This window comes from Enterobacter sp. 168J2 (assembly GCF_034107265.1).
Lineage (GTDB): Bacteria > Pseudomonadota > Gammaproteobacteria > Enterobacterales > Enterobacteriaceae > Enterobacter > Enterobacter nematophilus.
The window spans coordinates 282,787-298,046 of record NZ_JAWNEB010000005.1; the positions used below are offsets into that span (position 1 = coordinate 282,787).

Genomic DNA, 15,260 nt, shown 5'->3' on the forward strand with positions numbered 1-15,260 from the left:
AGCGTCGTCGCTTCAACTCAGCCGTGCAAAATTTTGTCCATTATCCTGCCCGGCAGCAGGCGCTTTAGCCAGCCGACGGCATGGGTGACCAGCGTCACCGGATAGCGCATTTTGGGATGCTCGCTCTCAAAAGCATGGCGCACTTTGGCAACCACCGCCTCTGGCCCGAGGGTAAAGCGTGCGGCAATGCCGGGGTTTTCGACCGGCTTGTCCGCCTGGGTCTGGTTAACGTTTTCGGTAAAGCGGGTGCGGATCGGGCCGGGCTCAATCAGGCTCACCTTAATGCCGCTGTGGCGCAACTCCATGCGCAGGGCGTCGGACCAGGCTTCCAGCGCATATTTACTGGCCGCGTAGGCGCCGCGCCCCGGGGTGGAAATCAGCCCCATCACTGACGATGTCATCACGATGCGCCCTTCGCCGTGCGGCAGCATGGCCGGAAGGAGCCGCATGGTGAGCTGATGGACGCCGAAGAAATTGGTCGAAAACTGCTTCTCTAGCGTTTCGCGCGAGAGCGTATCCAGCGGGCCATACACGCCGTAACCGGCATTATTAAAGAGCCCGTACAGACGATTGTCGGTCAGGGCTATCACCTCGTCGGCGGCGCGTTCAACGCTTTCCGGCGAGTCCATATCCAACTGAACGCCGGTGAAGCCCAGCCCGTTCATGCGCTCGACATCGTCAGGCTTGCGGCAGGCTGCCAGCACCCGAAATCCCTGGCGCTTGAGTTCGAGCGCGCTTTCAAGGCCGATTCCGCTGGAACACCCTGTAATTAAGACCGATTTTTGCATAACTTTACCTGTCAGGAACTCCGCTGAATTACGAGTCATGTTTAACTAAAGGAGCCAGCCGCGTTGCCATCCAGTCGGCAATAAACGGCTGCGCATCGCGATTGGGGTGGATACCGTCGTCCTGCATCCACTGGGGTTTGAGATAGACCTCTTCCATGAAAAATGGCAGGAGCGGAATATCAAACTCTTTGGCAAGCTTAGGGTAGATCGCGCTAAAGGCCTCATTATACCGACGACCGTAGTTGGCGGGCAGGCGAATTTGCATCAGCAGCGGCTGGGCGTTTGCCGCCTTGATGTCCTGCAAAATGGTGCGCAGCGTTTGCTCGGTTTGCTGAGGCTGGAAGCCGCGCAGGCCGTCATTACCGCCAAGCTCAACCAGCACCCAGCGCGGCTGATGCTGCTTGAGAAGCGCAGGCAGGCGCGACAGCCCCTGCTGCGAGGTATCGCCGCTGATGCTGCCGTTGACAACGGTCGTCTTGCTTTGCCATTTGTCGTTGAGCAGAGCCGGCCAGGCCGCGCTGGCCGCCATGCGGTAGCCCGCGCTCAGGCTGTCGCCAAGAATCAGTAACGTGTCCGCTGCCGCCGCGCGGAAGGTCATCAGCATCAAAAACAGGAAGGGCAAATGCCAGCGGAAAACAGTGTTGAAGTTCATCGTCTTAAGAAGTCCGTCGGTCAGGGGGAGCAGGAGCTTTCAATCCTTACCGGAGTTGAACTCGTTGTCAAACGCGCCGAAACCATCGCGCTGATTGGCGAATCCGGTTCCGGCAAGTCTACGCTGCTGGCGATTCTGGCCGGTCTGGACGACGGCAGCAGTGGGGAAGTCCACCTTGTCGGGCAGCCGCTGCACCAGCTTGATGAAGAGGCGCGGGCCGCGCTGCGCGCGCGCCACATCGGTTTTGTCTTTCAGTCCTTTATGCTGATCCCGACGCTGAACGCGCTGGAAAACGTTGAGCTCCCGGCGCTGCTGCGCGGCGAAAAGAGCCGCGAAAGCCGCGAGCATGCGAAGGCGCTGCTGGAACAGCTCGGCCTGGGCAAGCGCCTCGACCATCTTCCCGCACAGCTTTCCGGCGGCGAGCAGCAGCGCGTGGCGCTGGCGCGCGCCTTTAACGGCCGCCCGGAAGTGCTGTTTGCCGATGAGCCCACCGGCAACCTTGACCGTAAAACCGGCGACAAAATTGCTGACCTGCTGTTTTCGCTGAACCGCGAACATGGCACCACGCTGATCCTCGTTACCCACGATCCGCAGCTCGCCGCCCGCTGCGACCGCCGCCTGCGGCTGGTGAACGGTATCCTTCAGGAGGAAGCATGATCGCCCGCTGGTTCTGGCGCGAGTGGCGCTCGCCCTCGCTGCTGATTGTCTGGCTGGCGTTAAGCCTGGCGGTGGCCTGCGTGCTGGCACTCGGCAGCGTCAGCGACCGCATGGAAAAAGGGCTTAGCCAGCAGAGCCGCGAATTTATGGCCGGGGACCGGGCGCTGCAAAGCTCGCGTCCTGTTCCGCCTGGCTGGATTGAGGAAGCGCGCAAAGAGGGGCTGAAGGTGGGGGAGCAAATCACCTTCCAGACCATGACCTTCGCGGGGGACACCCCGCAGCTCGCCAGCGTCAAGGCCGTGGACGACATCTACCCGATGTACGGTGAATTACAAACCAGCCCGCCGGGGCTAAAGCCGACGCCCGGTACGGTGCTGCTGGCATCGCGCCTGATGGCGCTTCTCAACCTGAAGCCCGGCGACAGTATCGACGTGGGCGACGCGACGCTGAAAATCGCCGGGGAAGTGGTGCAGGAGCCCGACTCCGGCTTTAACCCGTTCCAGCTTGCGCCGCGCCTGCTGATGAACACCGCCGATGTTCCGGCAACCCATGCCGTCCAGCCGGGAAGCCGCGTGACCTGGCGCTACAAGTTTGGCGGCACGCCTGCCCAGCTGGAGGCGTATGAAAAATGGCTTCTGCCGCAGCTCAAGCCGGAGCACCGCTGGTACGGACTGGAGCAGGACGAAGGGGCGCTCGGTAAATCCCTGGAGCGTTCTCAACAGTTCCTGCTGCTGTCGGCATTGTTGACCCTGCTGCTGGCGGTGGCGGCGGTTGCCGTGGCGATGGGACACTACTGCCGCAGCCGCTACGACCTGGTAGCGATCCTTAAAACCCTCGGCGCGGGGCGGGCGCAGCTGCGCAGGCTGATTGTCGGCCAGTGGCTGATGCTGCTGGTCCTCTCTGCGCTGACTGGCGGAATAATAGGGCTGCTGTTTGAAAAGCTGCTGATGGTGATGCTGAAACCTGTGCTGCCAGCCGCCTTGCCCCCGGCAAGCCTCTGGCCGTGGCTGTGGGCGATAGGTGCGATGACGGTGATCTCGGTGCTGGTGGGGCTGCGTCCGTACCGGCTGCTGCTCGCGACGCAGCCGCTGCGCGTGCTGCGCAACGATGTAGTGGCGAACGTCTGGCCGCTGAAGTTCTATCTTCCGGTAATTATTGCTGTTGCGGTCGGGCTGCTGGCCTGGCTGATGGGGGGCAGCACGCTGCTGTGGGCCGTGCTGGCCGGGGCGGTGGTGCTGGCGCTGCTGTGCGGCGTGCTGGGCTGGATACTGCTCAACGTCCTGAAAAGGCTGACGGTAAAATCCCTGCCCGTGCGGCTGGCGGTCAACCGCCTGCTGCATCAGCCCTGGTCAACGCTCAGCCAGCTGTCGGCCTTTTCGCTGTCGTTTATGCTGCTGGCGCTGCTTCTCGTGTTGCGCGGGGATCTGCTGGATCGCTGGCAGCAGCAGCTTCCTCCGGAAAGCCCGAACTATTTCCTGATCAACATCGCGCCGGAACAGGTCGCGCCCCTGAAGGGCTTCCTGTCGGAGCATCATATTATCCCCGAGTCGTTCTACCCCATCGTCCGCGCGCGTCTGACGCAGATCAACGGCCAGTCAACCGAGGGGAGCAAGGACGAGTCGCTTAACCGCGAGCTCAACCTGACCTGGCAGGAGAAGCGCCCGGATCACAACCCGATTACCGCCGGGACCTGGCCGCCGAAAGCGGGGGAGGTGTCGATGGAGGAGGGGCTGGCGACGCGCCTGAACGTGAAGCTCGGGGACAGCGTGACCTTCACCGGCGATACTCAGGATTTTACCGCCAAAGTCACCAGCCTGCGTAAAGTGGACTGGGAAAGCCTGCGGCCGAATTTCTTCTTTATTTTCCCGCCGGGCGCGCTGGACGGACAGCCGCAGAGCTGGCTGACCAGCTTCCGCTGGGAAAACGGCAACGGCATGCTGACCCAGCTTAACCGGGAATTCCCGACGGTCAGCCTGCTGGATATTGGCGCGATCCTGAAACAGGTGGGGCAGGTGCTGGAGCAGGTGAGCCGCGCGCTGGAGGTGATGGTAGTGCTGGTGACAATCTGCGGCGTGCTGTTGCTGCTGGCTCAGGTGCAGGTGGGCATGCGCCAGCGTCATCAGGAGCTGATAGTCTACCGCACGCTCGGGGCGGGCAAGCGCCTGCTGCGCATGACGCTCTGGAGCGAGTTTGCGCTGCTAGGGCTGGTGGCGGGTCTGGTCGCGGCGATTGGCGCTGAGACGGCGCTGGCGGTGCTGCAGACGAAGGTCTTCGACTTCCCGTGGGAGCCTGACTGGCGTCTCTGGCTGATACTTCCTCTCTGCGGCGCGGTACTGCTCTCCCTCTGCGGGGGCTGGCTCGGTGCGCGGTTGTTAAAGGGCAAGGCCCTGTTCCGGCAGTTTGTGAATTGATTTAGTATGGTAATAATTACGCACCGGTTTTTATGCCGGTGCGTAATGCTTAAATAGCACAAAGTGATAACGCCAACGCATTTAGCAGCACAAAACATTAAAAACCCGTCCACACAGCCCGAATATTTCCGGTTAATATTCACCAGCTAAATATTTAGCAGCGTGTCTATTAAGGAAAAATAATGACTATAAAAAAATCAGCGCTGGCGGCAACGATCGGCGCGGCAGTGGCATTGACTACTTTTGCATCTCAGGCAGAAATCACCGTACTTAAGCAGGATCCTCAGGCGGGTAACCCGCTGAGCCGCCTGAACTTCACCGTTGGCGGCAGCATTCGTCCGCAGTTCCAGAACATGACCGGCGACGACGGTAAAAACGGCTACAAGCGTAACGGCTTTGACGGCGGCACCCGTTTCCGTTTCGCGGCTGATTACTACCTGTTTGATGACATCAGCTGGATCAGCTACTACGAGCTGGGGGTGAACATCCCTGCCCAGTTTAACTGGGATAATCACTATGCAGACGGCGCACACGACACCACTCGCCGCATGCTCTACACCGGCCTGAAGAGCGATACCTGGGGTACGCTGACCTTCGGCCAACAGAACAGCGTTTACTATGATGTGGTGGGCGCGAAAACCGATATCTGGGACTACGACATGATCGCCCAGGCGCCGGGTAACGGGATCAACGGCGACTACGACGGCTCTTACCGTTCACGCCAGATGCTGAAATACAAGAAAACCGTGGGCGATGCGGACATTTACGCATCCTACCTGTTTGAAGACAGCGAATACCTGCCGGGCAACGGCCTGCGCTACAAGCGTAAAGGCGGCGGCTCGCTGGGTATCGATTACCACCTGACCACCGATCTGACCTGGGGCGCTGCGTGGAACTACACCCGTGCCGACATGCGTAACCCGGACAACGGCGACAGCAAAACCTACGATCAGAATATTGTCGGTACCGCGCTGAGCTGGACGCCGGACAACTGGACCTTCTCCGCGGGCGGCGGCTGGTACCAGAACTTCCTGACCACCAAAAAAGTGTCTGTTAACGACTACTTTGCGGGCGACGCGTGGGGTATTGAATACTTCGCAGGGTACAAATTCCCAATCGGTCAGTACGCGGTGAAATCCATCCAGCCTTACTTCATGGGTGACCGCATCGAGTACGTGAACGGCCGCAACTACCAGCGCATCGACAACGGCGTGGGTATCAGCTTCCAGCTGGACTACGGTTTCCGCGTGGATTACGAACACGTGTTCACCTCCAGCACCGACAACCTGGGCGACATGAACCTGGTGCGTCTGCGTTACGATTTCTAAGTCGTCTTGTAGGGTGCGGCCTGATGCCCTCACCCTGACCCTCTCCCACGGGGAGAGGGAACAAACATTAAAAACGGCAATCCTGGTTGCCGTTTTGCTTTTACCTCGCCACCCGGCTTTTTTTAGCGATTAAGCCAGTCGGCGACCTCGGCATACGTCCCGCGAAACACAATTTTCTCCGCCTTTTTCTCCAGCTGATAGCCGTACATCGGGTCGTAATAGTCCTTCAGCAGCGGTGCAAGCCAGCTGAAGTGCGCCCCGGTGCTGCCAGAACGTTGCTGTTCCAGCAGGGCGGAATCTAACAGCGCGGTGAATTCTGCATACCGCTGCAGCCCCAGACGGCGGCGAATGGCGAAGAGGCCGTGGTGCAGGTACTCGCTGTACTCTTTCCAGCCCGCCTCCTCACCGTACGCGGCAGAAAAATCCGCCCACATGTGGTCAAAATACTCTTCGCGCAGACGCTCAAGACGGACGTCAAACGGGTCTTCGACGACAACGATGGGGGCTTCAATCATGCGGTCGCGCAGGCACTCCGGCAGGTGGTTGGAGCCAATCATCCGGCCTTCATCTTCCAGCACCCAGCGCGCGGCGTCTTTTTTCAATAGCTCAACCGCAAGGTGATTTTCAAAGCTGGCCTGGGAAAGCTGCGGCGTCAGCGTGCGGCCAAACGACGAACCGCGGTGGTGCGCAAGCCCTTCCAGATCGATACCCTGCGCGTGCTGCTTCACCAGCAGCGTTTTACCGTTTCCGGTACAGCCGCCAATAAGCACCATCGGCTTTTGCGACTGCTCAATCGTCACCTGAATCGCCGTCTGGCGCAGGGCCTTATAGCCGCCGCGGATCAGCGGATAGTCGATGCCCGCCTTTTTCAGCCAGGCCTGAGAGATATGTGAACGCTGGCCGCCGCGCGCGCAGCAGAGATAGCCCTCGGGATGGGCAAGGCAGGCTTCGCGCCAGGCGCTGACGCGCGCGTCGCGCGTCTCGCCTTTCACCAGACTATGGCCGAGCGCCAGCGCGGCCTCGGGGCCCTGACGTTTGTAGCAGGTGCCGACGGCGGCGCGCTCGTCGTCGTTCATTAAGGGCAGGTTGACTGCCGCAGGCATCGCGCCCTGGGCAAATTCGATCGGCGCGCGAACGTCGATTAAAGGGGTATCAGACGCGAGGATCGCGCGATAGTCCGTTCCATCGTTCATGGTTATTCCAGAAGAAAACTCAGCAGCAATGGGCGGGGATTGTACGCCGGGGAAGGGGAAGGTCAACTCCCCGGCGCAGATGTCTTACTTGAGCTTTGATTGTGCCCAGACAATTCCGCTCGCGTATTCCGGCGGCAGGAGAGGAACGATCGCCTCCAGGGTGGCGCTCAGGCGGTCCGTATCGGTATCGTTCAGGTTGAGGTGACCAACCTTACGACCCTCGCGAACCTCTTTGTCATACCAGTGCAGATGCACCAGCGGCAGCTTCAGCCAGTCGTAGTTCAGATCGGTACCGATCAGGTTGATCATCACCGACGGGCTATTAACGACGGGCTGCGGAAGCGGCAGGTCGGTGATGGCGCGCAGGTGCAGCTCGAACTGGCTGATAGACGCGCCGTTTTGCGTCCAGTGGCCGCTGTTGTGCACGCGCGGGGCCAGCTCGTTAATCAGCAGACCCGACGGCGTGACGAAACACTCCATCGCCATCACGCCCACGTAGCCCAGCTCGTGCATGATGGCAGAGAGCATCTCTTCCGCCTGCGCCTGCTGGTCGGGACTGGCGTGCGGGAAGGCGACGCTGGTGCGCAGAATGCCGTCCTGATGCAGGTTATGCGTCAGCGGGTAAAACACCGTGCGGCCATCGTGCCCGCGGGCGCCTACCAGCGACACTTCGCCGCTAAAGTTGATGCCCTGCTCAACGATGCACTCGCCGTAGCAGTCGTCCGGCAGCTCGGCGGTTTCATGCGCGCGCAGGCGCCACTGGCCGCGGCCGTCGTATCCGCCGACGCGGCGCTTCACGATCGCCAGCTCGCCCAGCATGGCGAAGACATCATTCCACTCGCTTTTTTCAGATAACAGCTGCCACGGCGCGGTCGCAAGGCCGAGCTTGTCGAACAGCTGCTTTTGCGTCAGACGGTCGGCGATGATCGGGAACACGTCGCGGTTCACGAAGGCGTTATGGCGCGCCAGCTCGCGGGTCAGCGCGGTTTCCGGCCAGCGTTCGATTTCGGCGGTGATCACGCTCTGGTGAAACGGTACCGCCTCCGGCTCGGCGTCCAGCCCGACGGGCCAGACGGCAATACCCAGCGGTTCGCCGGCCTGACGCAGCATGCGGCCCAGCTGGCCGTTACCGAGGACGCAAACCTGCTTCATGCCGCACCCCGCGGGTCCGGGTTATCCAGCACCTCGTCGGTCTGGGCTTGACGCCACTCCGCCAGGCGCTGGCGTAAATCTTTGTCGTGCGTCGCAAGAATTTGCGCGGCCAGCAGGGCGGCGTTCGCCGCGCCCGCTTTGCCAATCGCCAGCGTGCCGACAGGAATACCGCGCGGCATCTGGACGATGGAGTAGAGACTATCGACACCGCTTAACGCGGCGCTTTGGACCGGAACGCCCAGAACCGGCACCAGCGTTTTGGCGGCAATCATGCCCGGCAGATGTGCTGCGCCGCCCGCACCGGCAACGATCACCTCGTAACCGTTCTCTTCGGCGCTCTCGGCGAAGCTGAACAGTTTGTCCGGCGTACGGTGTGCGGAAACCACTTCAACGTCGTGCGGAACATTCAGGATTTCAAAGATTTCGGCGGCGAACTGCATGGTAGCCCAGTCGCTTTTGGACCCCATCACGATGGCGACACGCGCCGGATTATTGCGGGAAGACATGCGTCTTAAAACTCCTGTGGTGCGAAACACACTGCTTTCGAGGGCACAGAGAATAGCATGTTATACGGGCAAGGAAAACGGTTGCGCGGTTAAATCTTGAGCCGTTGTTGTCATCAATTCATAACAAAACAGACCGCGTTCTGGCGGTCTGTTTTCGTCGAGCGGCAATCATTATTTCGTCAGTTCTGCGGTCATGTACACGCGGTTGTTGAACTGTGCGCTGGTGATTTTATAGGACGCACCTTGTTCAGCAGCCTGGGCAGCTATTTTCGCTTCCGCACGGTCAAGGGTTGAACCGGTTGCGCTTACGGTCTGAGCGAAAGATCCGAAAGAAACCAGGGAGAGAGCAGCAACTGCAACGAAAGTTTTGATGGATTTCATGGTCGTATTCCTTAAGTATTTTGTTTGGGATAGGGCGTGTTGCCCTGATGTGATAAATAATAGGCCGACCACGGACTGATTAAAATCGAAACAATTTGCCTGTATCGTTCAAAAAAATAGAATGAGTGTGAAGAGGTGGATTAGAACGGAAAAGCGATCAGCTCCACGCCCTCTGGCGTGACTTTGACCATTGAGCCTTCGCTGTGCCACGCGCCGAGCACCACGCGATGGGCCGGTTCGCCGTTGGCGATAAGAGAATGCACGTCAGGACGATGGGTATGACCGTGGATCAACCACTGAACGCGGTGCTTTTCCATCACGTTCACCACCGCCTGCGGATTGACGTCCATGATGGTCAACGATTTGCTGCTGTTAGCGGCTTTACTGCCCGCGCGCATTTTGGCGGCGATGCGGTTGCGGATAAACAGCGGCAGGGCAAGGAACACCTTCTGGATCCACGGGGTGTGGACCTTGGCGCGAAACGCCAGGTAGCCGGTATCGTCGGTGCAGAGCGTGTCGCCGTGCATGATCAACACCCTGCGGCCATAGAGAGCGAGCACCTGCTCTTCCGGAAGCAGTTTCATACCGCTTTCGCGGGCGTAGCGCTTGCCGAGCAGGAAATCACGGTTGCCGTGAATGAAGTAGCAGGGGACGCCTGAATCCACCAACGTTTTAATGGCGGCAGCCATTTCACGGTGCAGCGGGTTAGGATCGTCGTCGCCAATCCAGGCCTCAAACAGATCGCCCAGGATGTACAGCGCGTCGGCGCTTTTCGCTTCACCGCGTAAAAAACGCAGAAAACCGGCGGTTATCGCCGGTTCTTCTGTTTGCAGATGCAGATCCGCAATAAAGAGTGTCGCCACGAATTACTCGCTGACGGTCACGCTTGTAATCACAACGTCTTCTTTAGGAACGTCCTGGTGCATACCGCTGCGGCCGGTAGAGACGGCTTTGATCTTGTCGACCACGTCCATACCTTCAACCACTTCTGCGAACACGCAGTAGCCCCAACCCTGCAGGCTTTCGCCGGAAAAGTTCAGGAAGTCGTTGTCAGCCACGTTGATGAAGAACTGCGCGGTTGCAGAGTGAGGCGCCTGAGTACGGGCCATTGCCAGCGTACCGCGGGTGTTTTTCAGGCCGTTGTTCGCTTCGTTTTTGATCGCTTCTTTGGTCTCTTTCTGGCGCATGCCAGGCTCGAAACCGCCGCCCTGGATCATAAAGCCGTTGATCACGCGGTGGAAAATAGTGTTGTTGTAGAAACCTTCGCGGCAGTAGTCCAGGAAGTTTTTAACTGTTTCAGGCGCTTTGTCATCAAAGGTTTTGATTACGATATCGCCATGATTAGTGTGGAAAGTAACCATTTTTGCATCCTGTTCCGTTATTGTGGTACGTCGACCCGCCTTCGGGTCATATATAGGGGCTTGTTATAGCATAACCACAGGACGCGATCACCTTGCATTGTGTGCTGATCCTATTCCGAATTATGGGTATTATAGGAACAAACAACCCACACACGTGTTTACATGGAATCTTCGATGTTAAAAATCTTTAATACAATGACGCGCCAGAAAGAGGAATTTAAACCTATCCATGCCGGGGAAGTCGGCATGTACGTGTGTGGTATTACGGTTTACGATCTCTGTCATATCGGCCATGGCCGTACCTTTGTCGCGTTCGACGTCGTCTCTCGCTACCTGCGCTTCCTGGGCTATAACCTGAAGTACGTGCGTAACATTACCGACATTGACGACAAAATCATCAAGCGCGCTAATGAAAACGGCGAAAGCTTTGTTGCGCTGGTGGATCGCATGATCGTTGAGATGCACAAAGACTTCGACGCCCTAAATATTCTGCGCCCGGACAGCGAGCCGCGCGCGACCCACCATATCCACGAAATCATTGAGATCACCGAGAAGCTGATCGCGCGCGGTCACGCCTACGTGGCGGACAACGGCGACGTGATGTTCTCCGTGCCGACGGATCCAACCTACGGCGCGCTTTCCCGTCAGGATCTGGACCAGCTGCAGGCCGGCGCGCGCGTTGACGTGGTGGACGTGAAGCGTAACCCGATGGACTTCGTGCTGTGGAAAATGTCCAAAGCGGGCGAACCAAGCTGGCCATCCCCGTGGGGCGAAGGCCGTCCGGGCTGGCACATTGAGTGTTCCGCGATGAACTGCAAGCAGCTGGGTAACCACTTCGACATTCACGGCGGCGGTTCGGATCTGATGTTCCCGCATCACGAAAACGAAATCGCGCAGTCCACCTGCGCCCACGGCGGCGAGTACGTAAATTACTGGATGCACTCCGGGATGGTGATGGTTGACCGCGAGAAGATGTCGAAATCGCTGGGCAACTTCTTCACGGTGCGCGACGTGCTCAAGTACTACGACGCGGAAACCGTGCGCTACTTCCTGATGTCCGGCCACTACCGTAGCCAGCTGAACTACAGCGAAGAGAACCTGAAGCAGGCGCGCTCGGCGCTGGAGCGTCTGTACACCGCGCTTCGCGGTACCGACAAATCTGTGCCTGCGGCGGGTGGCGAAGCGTTCGAAGCGCGCTTCGTTGAGGTGATGAACGACGACTTCAACACCCCGGAAGCCTACTCCGTGCTATTCGACATGGCGCGCGAAGTGAACCGCCTGAAGTCAGAGGACATGGCGGCGGCGAATGCCCTGGCGTCCCATCTGCGCAAGCTCTCCTCCGTGCTCGGCCTGCTGGAGCAGGAGCCGGACGCGTTCCTGCAGAGCGGCGCGCAGGCGGACGACGGTGAAGTGGCGGAAATTGAACGGCTTATCAAAGCGCGTCTGGAAGCGCGTCAGGCGAAAGACTGGGCGGCGGCCGATGCGGCGCGTAACCGTCTGACCGAGATGGGCATCATTCTGGAAGACGGCCCGCAGGGGACGACCTGGCGTCGTAAGTAGGTCTGGTGCGCGCTGATGCCCTCACCCCAGCCCTCTCCCACAGGGAGAGGGTGCAACTTGAGTTGCCGTTTTGCTTTTACCTCCGTCGCCACCACAGCAACCCCATCAGCACCACCCCCGGCAGCCACACCCACAGCAGTTCCGAGATAATCACCTGATGCCCGTACGGCGTGGCGTAGCGCGACAGCGCAAACGGCGCGACCTTAATCACCTGCCACGGCGCGAAAAAGCGTTCATCCGACCACGGCCACAGCCAGCCAACGCCTTTCCCGCCCGTTGTAATCGAGTCCAGCAGGCTGTGCGACAGCAGTGACACTGTTAAAAACAGCCAGCAGCGCGTCAGGCTGGCCCGGAACCATCGTCGTCCAGTCAGCACGCACAGTATCGGCACAACAAAGGCAAACAGCAGCGAATGGGTAAAGCCGCGGTGGCCGAAAATATTCCCGTAGGCGACGCCGAATTTGAACGCCAGCACGTCGGCGTCCGGCAGCATGGCGAGCACGATACCGGCAAACAGCAGGCGGGGAGGGATGGCTTTCGTTCCCAGACCTAAGCCCAGGCAAAGAGGGACAGCAGCGTGAGTGATAACGGTAGGCATTGCAATTATCCATGGCAAATCATGGCAATATAGCAGCGAATCCGCTGCAGCAAACCTGTGTCAAATTCTGATTTTACGCCGACTCGCGCGCGATAAGCTGCCCGGAAAGCGTAATGCGCTGGGTTTGCAGATCCGGCTCCTTCAGCTTGCGGATAATCAGCCCCGCCGCCTGTCGCCCGGTTTCATCGCTGGCCGAGGAGACGTAGGTGAAGGAAGGGGAGGTGAGGTTGACGTGGAGCATATCTTCAAAACCGATCAGCGCCACCTGCTGGGTTAAGAAGACGTCTTTCCCCACGGTGCGGCCCACCTGATGAATGCCTGAAATGGAGCCAATCATCGCATCCGGCGAATGGCAGAGCAGGGCGGTGATGGAGCTGTTTTTCTCCAGCAGCTGGCGCGTTGCCATCGCGGCGGCCTGGGTGTCGTCGCTGCAGGCCGGTGAATAGTCGTCGCGCCAGACCAGCCCGTTTTGCGTCATCGCGCTGCGAAAGCCGAGCAGGCGCTGCTCGCGGATAAGACAGCCCTCGCGCCCGCCAATGTAGGCGATCGTGCGGTGTCCGCGCTCGATAAGATAGCGTGCGGCAAGGTTCGCCGCCTGACGGTTATCGCGCATTACCAGATTGCATTTTTCATCCAGCAGAGACTGCGAGACCGCTACCAGCGGCAGCGGGCACTGGCGGATCTGCTCCGGTAAAGCGGCGTTACGGGTGTCAGACGCGAGATAAATAACGCCCGCGACGCCCTGCTGCTTAAACGACAGCAGGGTGCGTTCCAGATGTTCGCCGTCGTTGAGCGGCTGGCCGAGAAAAACCATATAACCCTGCTTCTCCAGCTCCTGAACGATGCTCGCCATCACCTTGATGGAAAAGCTGTCGCTGAAGTCGCGCAGGATCAGGCCGATAAGATTGGAGGTGTTGGCGCGGAGGTTGGCAGCGGCAACGTTATGAACATAGCCCAGCGTCGTGATGGCGGCATTGACCTTCTCGATCGTCGCCTCTGAGATTTTCCCTTTCTGACGTAGCACCAGCGAGACGGTAGAGACCGAGACGCCCGCGTGCTTTGCGACATCAATGATGCTGACTTTCTTCAAAACCGCTCCCTGAAATGTACCGATTATCAGCCGGATAAGACACGGCTCCCAGCGTACAGGAGACGTGTCGTTCAGGCATCTTATTATTTGCCGATCATGGTGGACATGGTCTGGGCGATAAACTGTGCTCTGGCACCGAAAATCACCTGGATCCCGTTGTCGCCGACGAAGACCACGCCGCGCGCCCCGAGCCCGTTCAGTCCGTCCCTGTCCACCGCATCGCTCTTCGCCACTTCCAGACGTAGGCGGGTGATACAGGAGCCGACGGAGTCAATGTTCTGCGCGCCGCCCAGCAGGCCGATGATTTCGGTGGCAAGTTCGGAATCGGACTTGTCATTCGCGCTGGCGGTCACTTCCGTACGGCCCGGCGTTTTCACGTCGAAGCGGCGGATCACGAAGCGGAACGTGAAGTAGTAAATCAGCGCCATCGGAATGCCGATGATAATGGCGCTCAGGAAGTTGGTCTGATAGCCGTTAAAGGATGGCAGGATCCCGAACGACAGGTAGTCGATAAAGCCCGCCGAGAACGATTTGGCGATATGCGCGTGCAGCAGGTACATGGTCATGTACGCCAGGCCCGCCATGATGGCGTTAAAGACGTACAGAATCGGCGCCACGAAGATAAAGGTGAACTCTACCGGCTCGGTGATCCCCGTCAGGAAGCAGGTGAGGGCAGCGGAGAAGAGAATACCGGCCGCGATTTTCTTATTCTTCGTGTGCGCTTCGTGGTACATCGCCAGGCACGCCGCGGGCAGCGCGAACAGCATCAGCGGGAACTCGCCCTGCATGAACTTACCGGCGTTCTGGTAGGTATCGCTGCTGAAGGATTTGACGCCCTCTTCGAGCATCTTGAACCAGATGGTCTGGTCGCCGTGGATCACCTGGCCCGCCTGGGTGGTGTAATCCCCGAACGAATACCAGAAGGACGGATACCAGATATGGTGCAGGCCGAGCGGGATCAGCGCGCGCTCCACCAGCCCGAAGATAAAGGTCGATGCCGCCTGGTTATCACCGTTTACGATCACGGAGAGCGCGTCGATACCGGCCTGAATGTGCTGCCAGACGTACGGCAGCAGCAGCCCCATCAGGAATGAGAGGAACGCCGTGGCGATTGCCACAAAGCGCTTCCCGGAGAAGAAGCCGAGGAACTCCGGCAGCTGCATGGTGTGGAAGCGGTTATAGCACCAGGCCGCGAGGATCCCGCAGATAAGCCCGCCAAAGACGCCCATCTGCAGCGTCGGGATGCCGACCACCATGGCGTATTTTCCGCCCTGCGAAGCCATTTCCGGCGTAATGCTTAACACGGTGCTGATGGTGATGTTAGTGACAAACACCGAAACCGCCGCCGAGAGCGCCGCGATGCCGGACTCGGACGCCAGACCCACGGCGGAGCCGATGGCAAACAGCATCGGCAGGTTATCAAAGATAACCCCGCCGGCGTTCATCATCAGCGGCAGGTGGAACTTATCGCCGAAGGCCAGCAGCAGGCCCGCAGCGGGAAGCAGTGAAATTGGCAGCATTAAGGCGCGACCAATCATCGATAACTTAGACAGCGATTTAACAAACCCTGATATCAGACTCAT

At 59.3% G+C, this 15,260-nt stretch carries 15 protein-coding genes; 4 read left to right on the forward strand and 11 right to left on the reverse strand.

Features of this window, described 5'->3' with window-relative positions:
• Nucleotides 1–17: 17 nt before the first annotated feature.
• Both USG84_RS15515 and tesA read right to left on the reverse strand, forming a co-directional pair.
• Complete coding sequence (locus USG84_RS15515) at nucleotides 18–827, reverse strand: SDR family oxidoreductase (protein ID WP_151413928.1); 810 nt, start codon at nucleotides 825–827, stop codon at nucleotides 18–20.
• Entirely contained in the window at nucleotides 817–1,440 is a 624-nt protein-coding gene (gene tesA / locus USG84_RS15520; RefSeq protein WP_061098994.1) for a multifunctional acyl-CoA thioesterase I/protease I/lysophospholipase L1, read from the reverse strand. The genes USG84_RS15515 and tesA overlap by 11 nt, the downstream gene beginning before the upstream one ends.
• Between tesA and ybbA the strand changes: the two genes are divergently transcribed.
• The 3 genes from ybbA (at nucleotide 1,411) to USG84_RS15535 (ending at nucleotide 5,836) form a co-directional block, all read left to right on the forward strand.
• Complete coding sequence (ybbA, locus tag USG84_RS15525) at nucleotides 1,411–2,097, forward strand: putative ABC transporter ATP-binding protein YbbA (protein ID WP_151413927.1); 687 nt, start codon at nucleotides 1,411–1,413, stop codon at nucleotides 2,095–2,097. The two genes, tesA and ybbA, sit on opposite strands and share 30 nt — an antisense overlap.
• A complete protein-coding gene (gene ybbP, locus USG84_RS15530) occupies nucleotides 2,094–4,508 on the forward strand; it encodes a putative ABC transporter permease subunit YbbP (RefSeq protein WP_253540963.1) in 2,415 nt (804 codons plus the stop codon). Before ybbA ends, ybbP begins: the two co-directional genes overlap by 4 nt.
• 182 nt (nucleotides 4,509–4,690) lie before the next feature.
• Nucleotides 4,691–5,836, forward strand: coding sequence for a porin (locus USG84_RS15535; RefSeq protein WP_061098992.1), 1,146 nt, complete (start codon nucleotides 4,691–4,693; stop codon nucleotides 5,834–5,836).
• Nucleotides 5,837–5,958: 122 nt separating this feature from the next.
• On the opposite strand, the gene mnmH is transcribed toward USG84_RS15535, so the two are convergent.
• The 6 genes from mnmH to ppiB form a co-directional block, all read right to left on the reverse strand.
• A complete protein-coding gene (mnmH, locus tag USG84_RS15540; protein ID WP_253540965.1) occupies nucleotides 5,959–7,029 on the reverse strand; it encodes a tRNA 2-selenouridine(34) synthase MnmH in 1,071 nt (356 codons plus the stop codon).
• A gap of 84 nt (nucleotides 7,030–7,113) precedes the next feature.
• Nucleotides 7,114–8,181, reverse strand: coding sequence for a 5-(carboxyamino)imidazole ribonucleotide synthase (gene purK / locus USG84_RS15545; protein WP_253540967.1), 1,068 nt, complete (start codon nucleotides 8,179–8,181; stop codon nucleotides 7,114–7,116).
• Nucleotides 8,178–8,687 (reverse strand): 5-(carboxyamino)imidazole ribonucleotide mutase, encoded by a 510-nt coding sequence (gene purE, locus USG84_RS15550; RefSeq protein WP_253540970.1) that lies wholly within the window; start codon nucleotides 8,685–8,687, stop codon nucleotides 8,178–8,180. The genes purK and purE overlap by 4 nt, the downstream gene beginning before the upstream one ends.
• 171 nt (nucleotides 8,688–8,858) lie before the next feature.
• Nucleotides 8,859–9,068, reverse strand: a complete 210-nt coding sequence (locus tag USG84_RS15555) for a YdgH/BhsA/McbA-like domain containing protein (RefSeq protein ID WP_151413926.1) — start codon at nucleotides 9,066–9,068, stop codon at nucleotides 8,859–8,861.
• A gap of 140 nt (nucleotides 9,069–9,208) precedes the next feature.
• A complete protein-coding gene (lpxH, locus tag USG84_RS15560; protein ID WP_253540973.1) occupies nucleotides 9,209–9,931 on the reverse strand; it encodes a UDP-2,3-diacylglucosamine diphosphatase in 723 nt (240 codons plus the stop codon).
• 3 nt (nucleotides 9,932–9,934) lie between these two features.
• Nucleotides 9,935–10,429: a peptidylprolyl isomerase B gene (gene ppiB / locus USG84_RS15565; protein WP_000256009.1), complete on the reverse strand. Its 495-nt coding sequence runs from the start codon at nucleotides 10,427–10,429 to the stop codon at nucleotides 9,935–9,937.
• 174 nt (nucleotides 10,430–10,603) lie between these two features.
• On the opposite strand from ppiB, the gene cysS reads away from it, so the two are divergent.
• Nucleotides 10,604–11,989: a cysteine--tRNA ligase gene (gene cysS, locus USG84_RS15570; protein ID WP_253540976.1), complete on the forward strand. Its 1,386-nt coding sequence runs from the start codon at nucleotides 10,604–10,606 to the stop codon at nucleotides 11,987–11,989.
• 76 nt (nucleotides 11,990–12,065) lie between these two features.
• On the opposite strand, the gene USG84_RS15575 is transcribed toward cysS, so the two are convergent.
• The 3 genes from USG84_RS15575 to USG84_RS15585 all read right to left on the reverse strand — a co-directional run bounded on the left by USG84_RS15575 (nucleotide 12,066) and on the right by USG84_RS15585 (nucleotide 15,260).
• Entirely contained in the window at nucleotides 12,066–12,587 is a 522-nt protein-coding gene (locus USG84_RS15575; RefSeq protein WP_151413925.1) for a metal-dependent hydrolase, read from the reverse strand.
• 73 nt (nucleotides 12,588–12,660) lie between these two features.
• The gene (malI, locus tag USG84_RS15580) at nucleotides 12,661–13,677 is read right to left on the reverse strand and encodes a Mal regulon transcriptional regulator MalI (protein WP_253540979.1); all 1,017 of its coding nucleotides are present in this window, start codon (nucleotides 13,675–13,677) and stop codon (nucleotides 12,661–12,663) included.
• Between the two features lie 83 nt (nucleotides 13,678–13,760).
• Nucleotides 13,761–15,260 carry a PTS transporter subunit EIIC gene (locus USG84_RS15585; protein WP_028012223.1) on the reverse strand — a complete coding sequence of 500 codons (1,500 nt, stop codon included), beginning with the start codon at nucleotides 15,258–15,260 and terminating at the stop codon, nucleotides 13,761–13,763.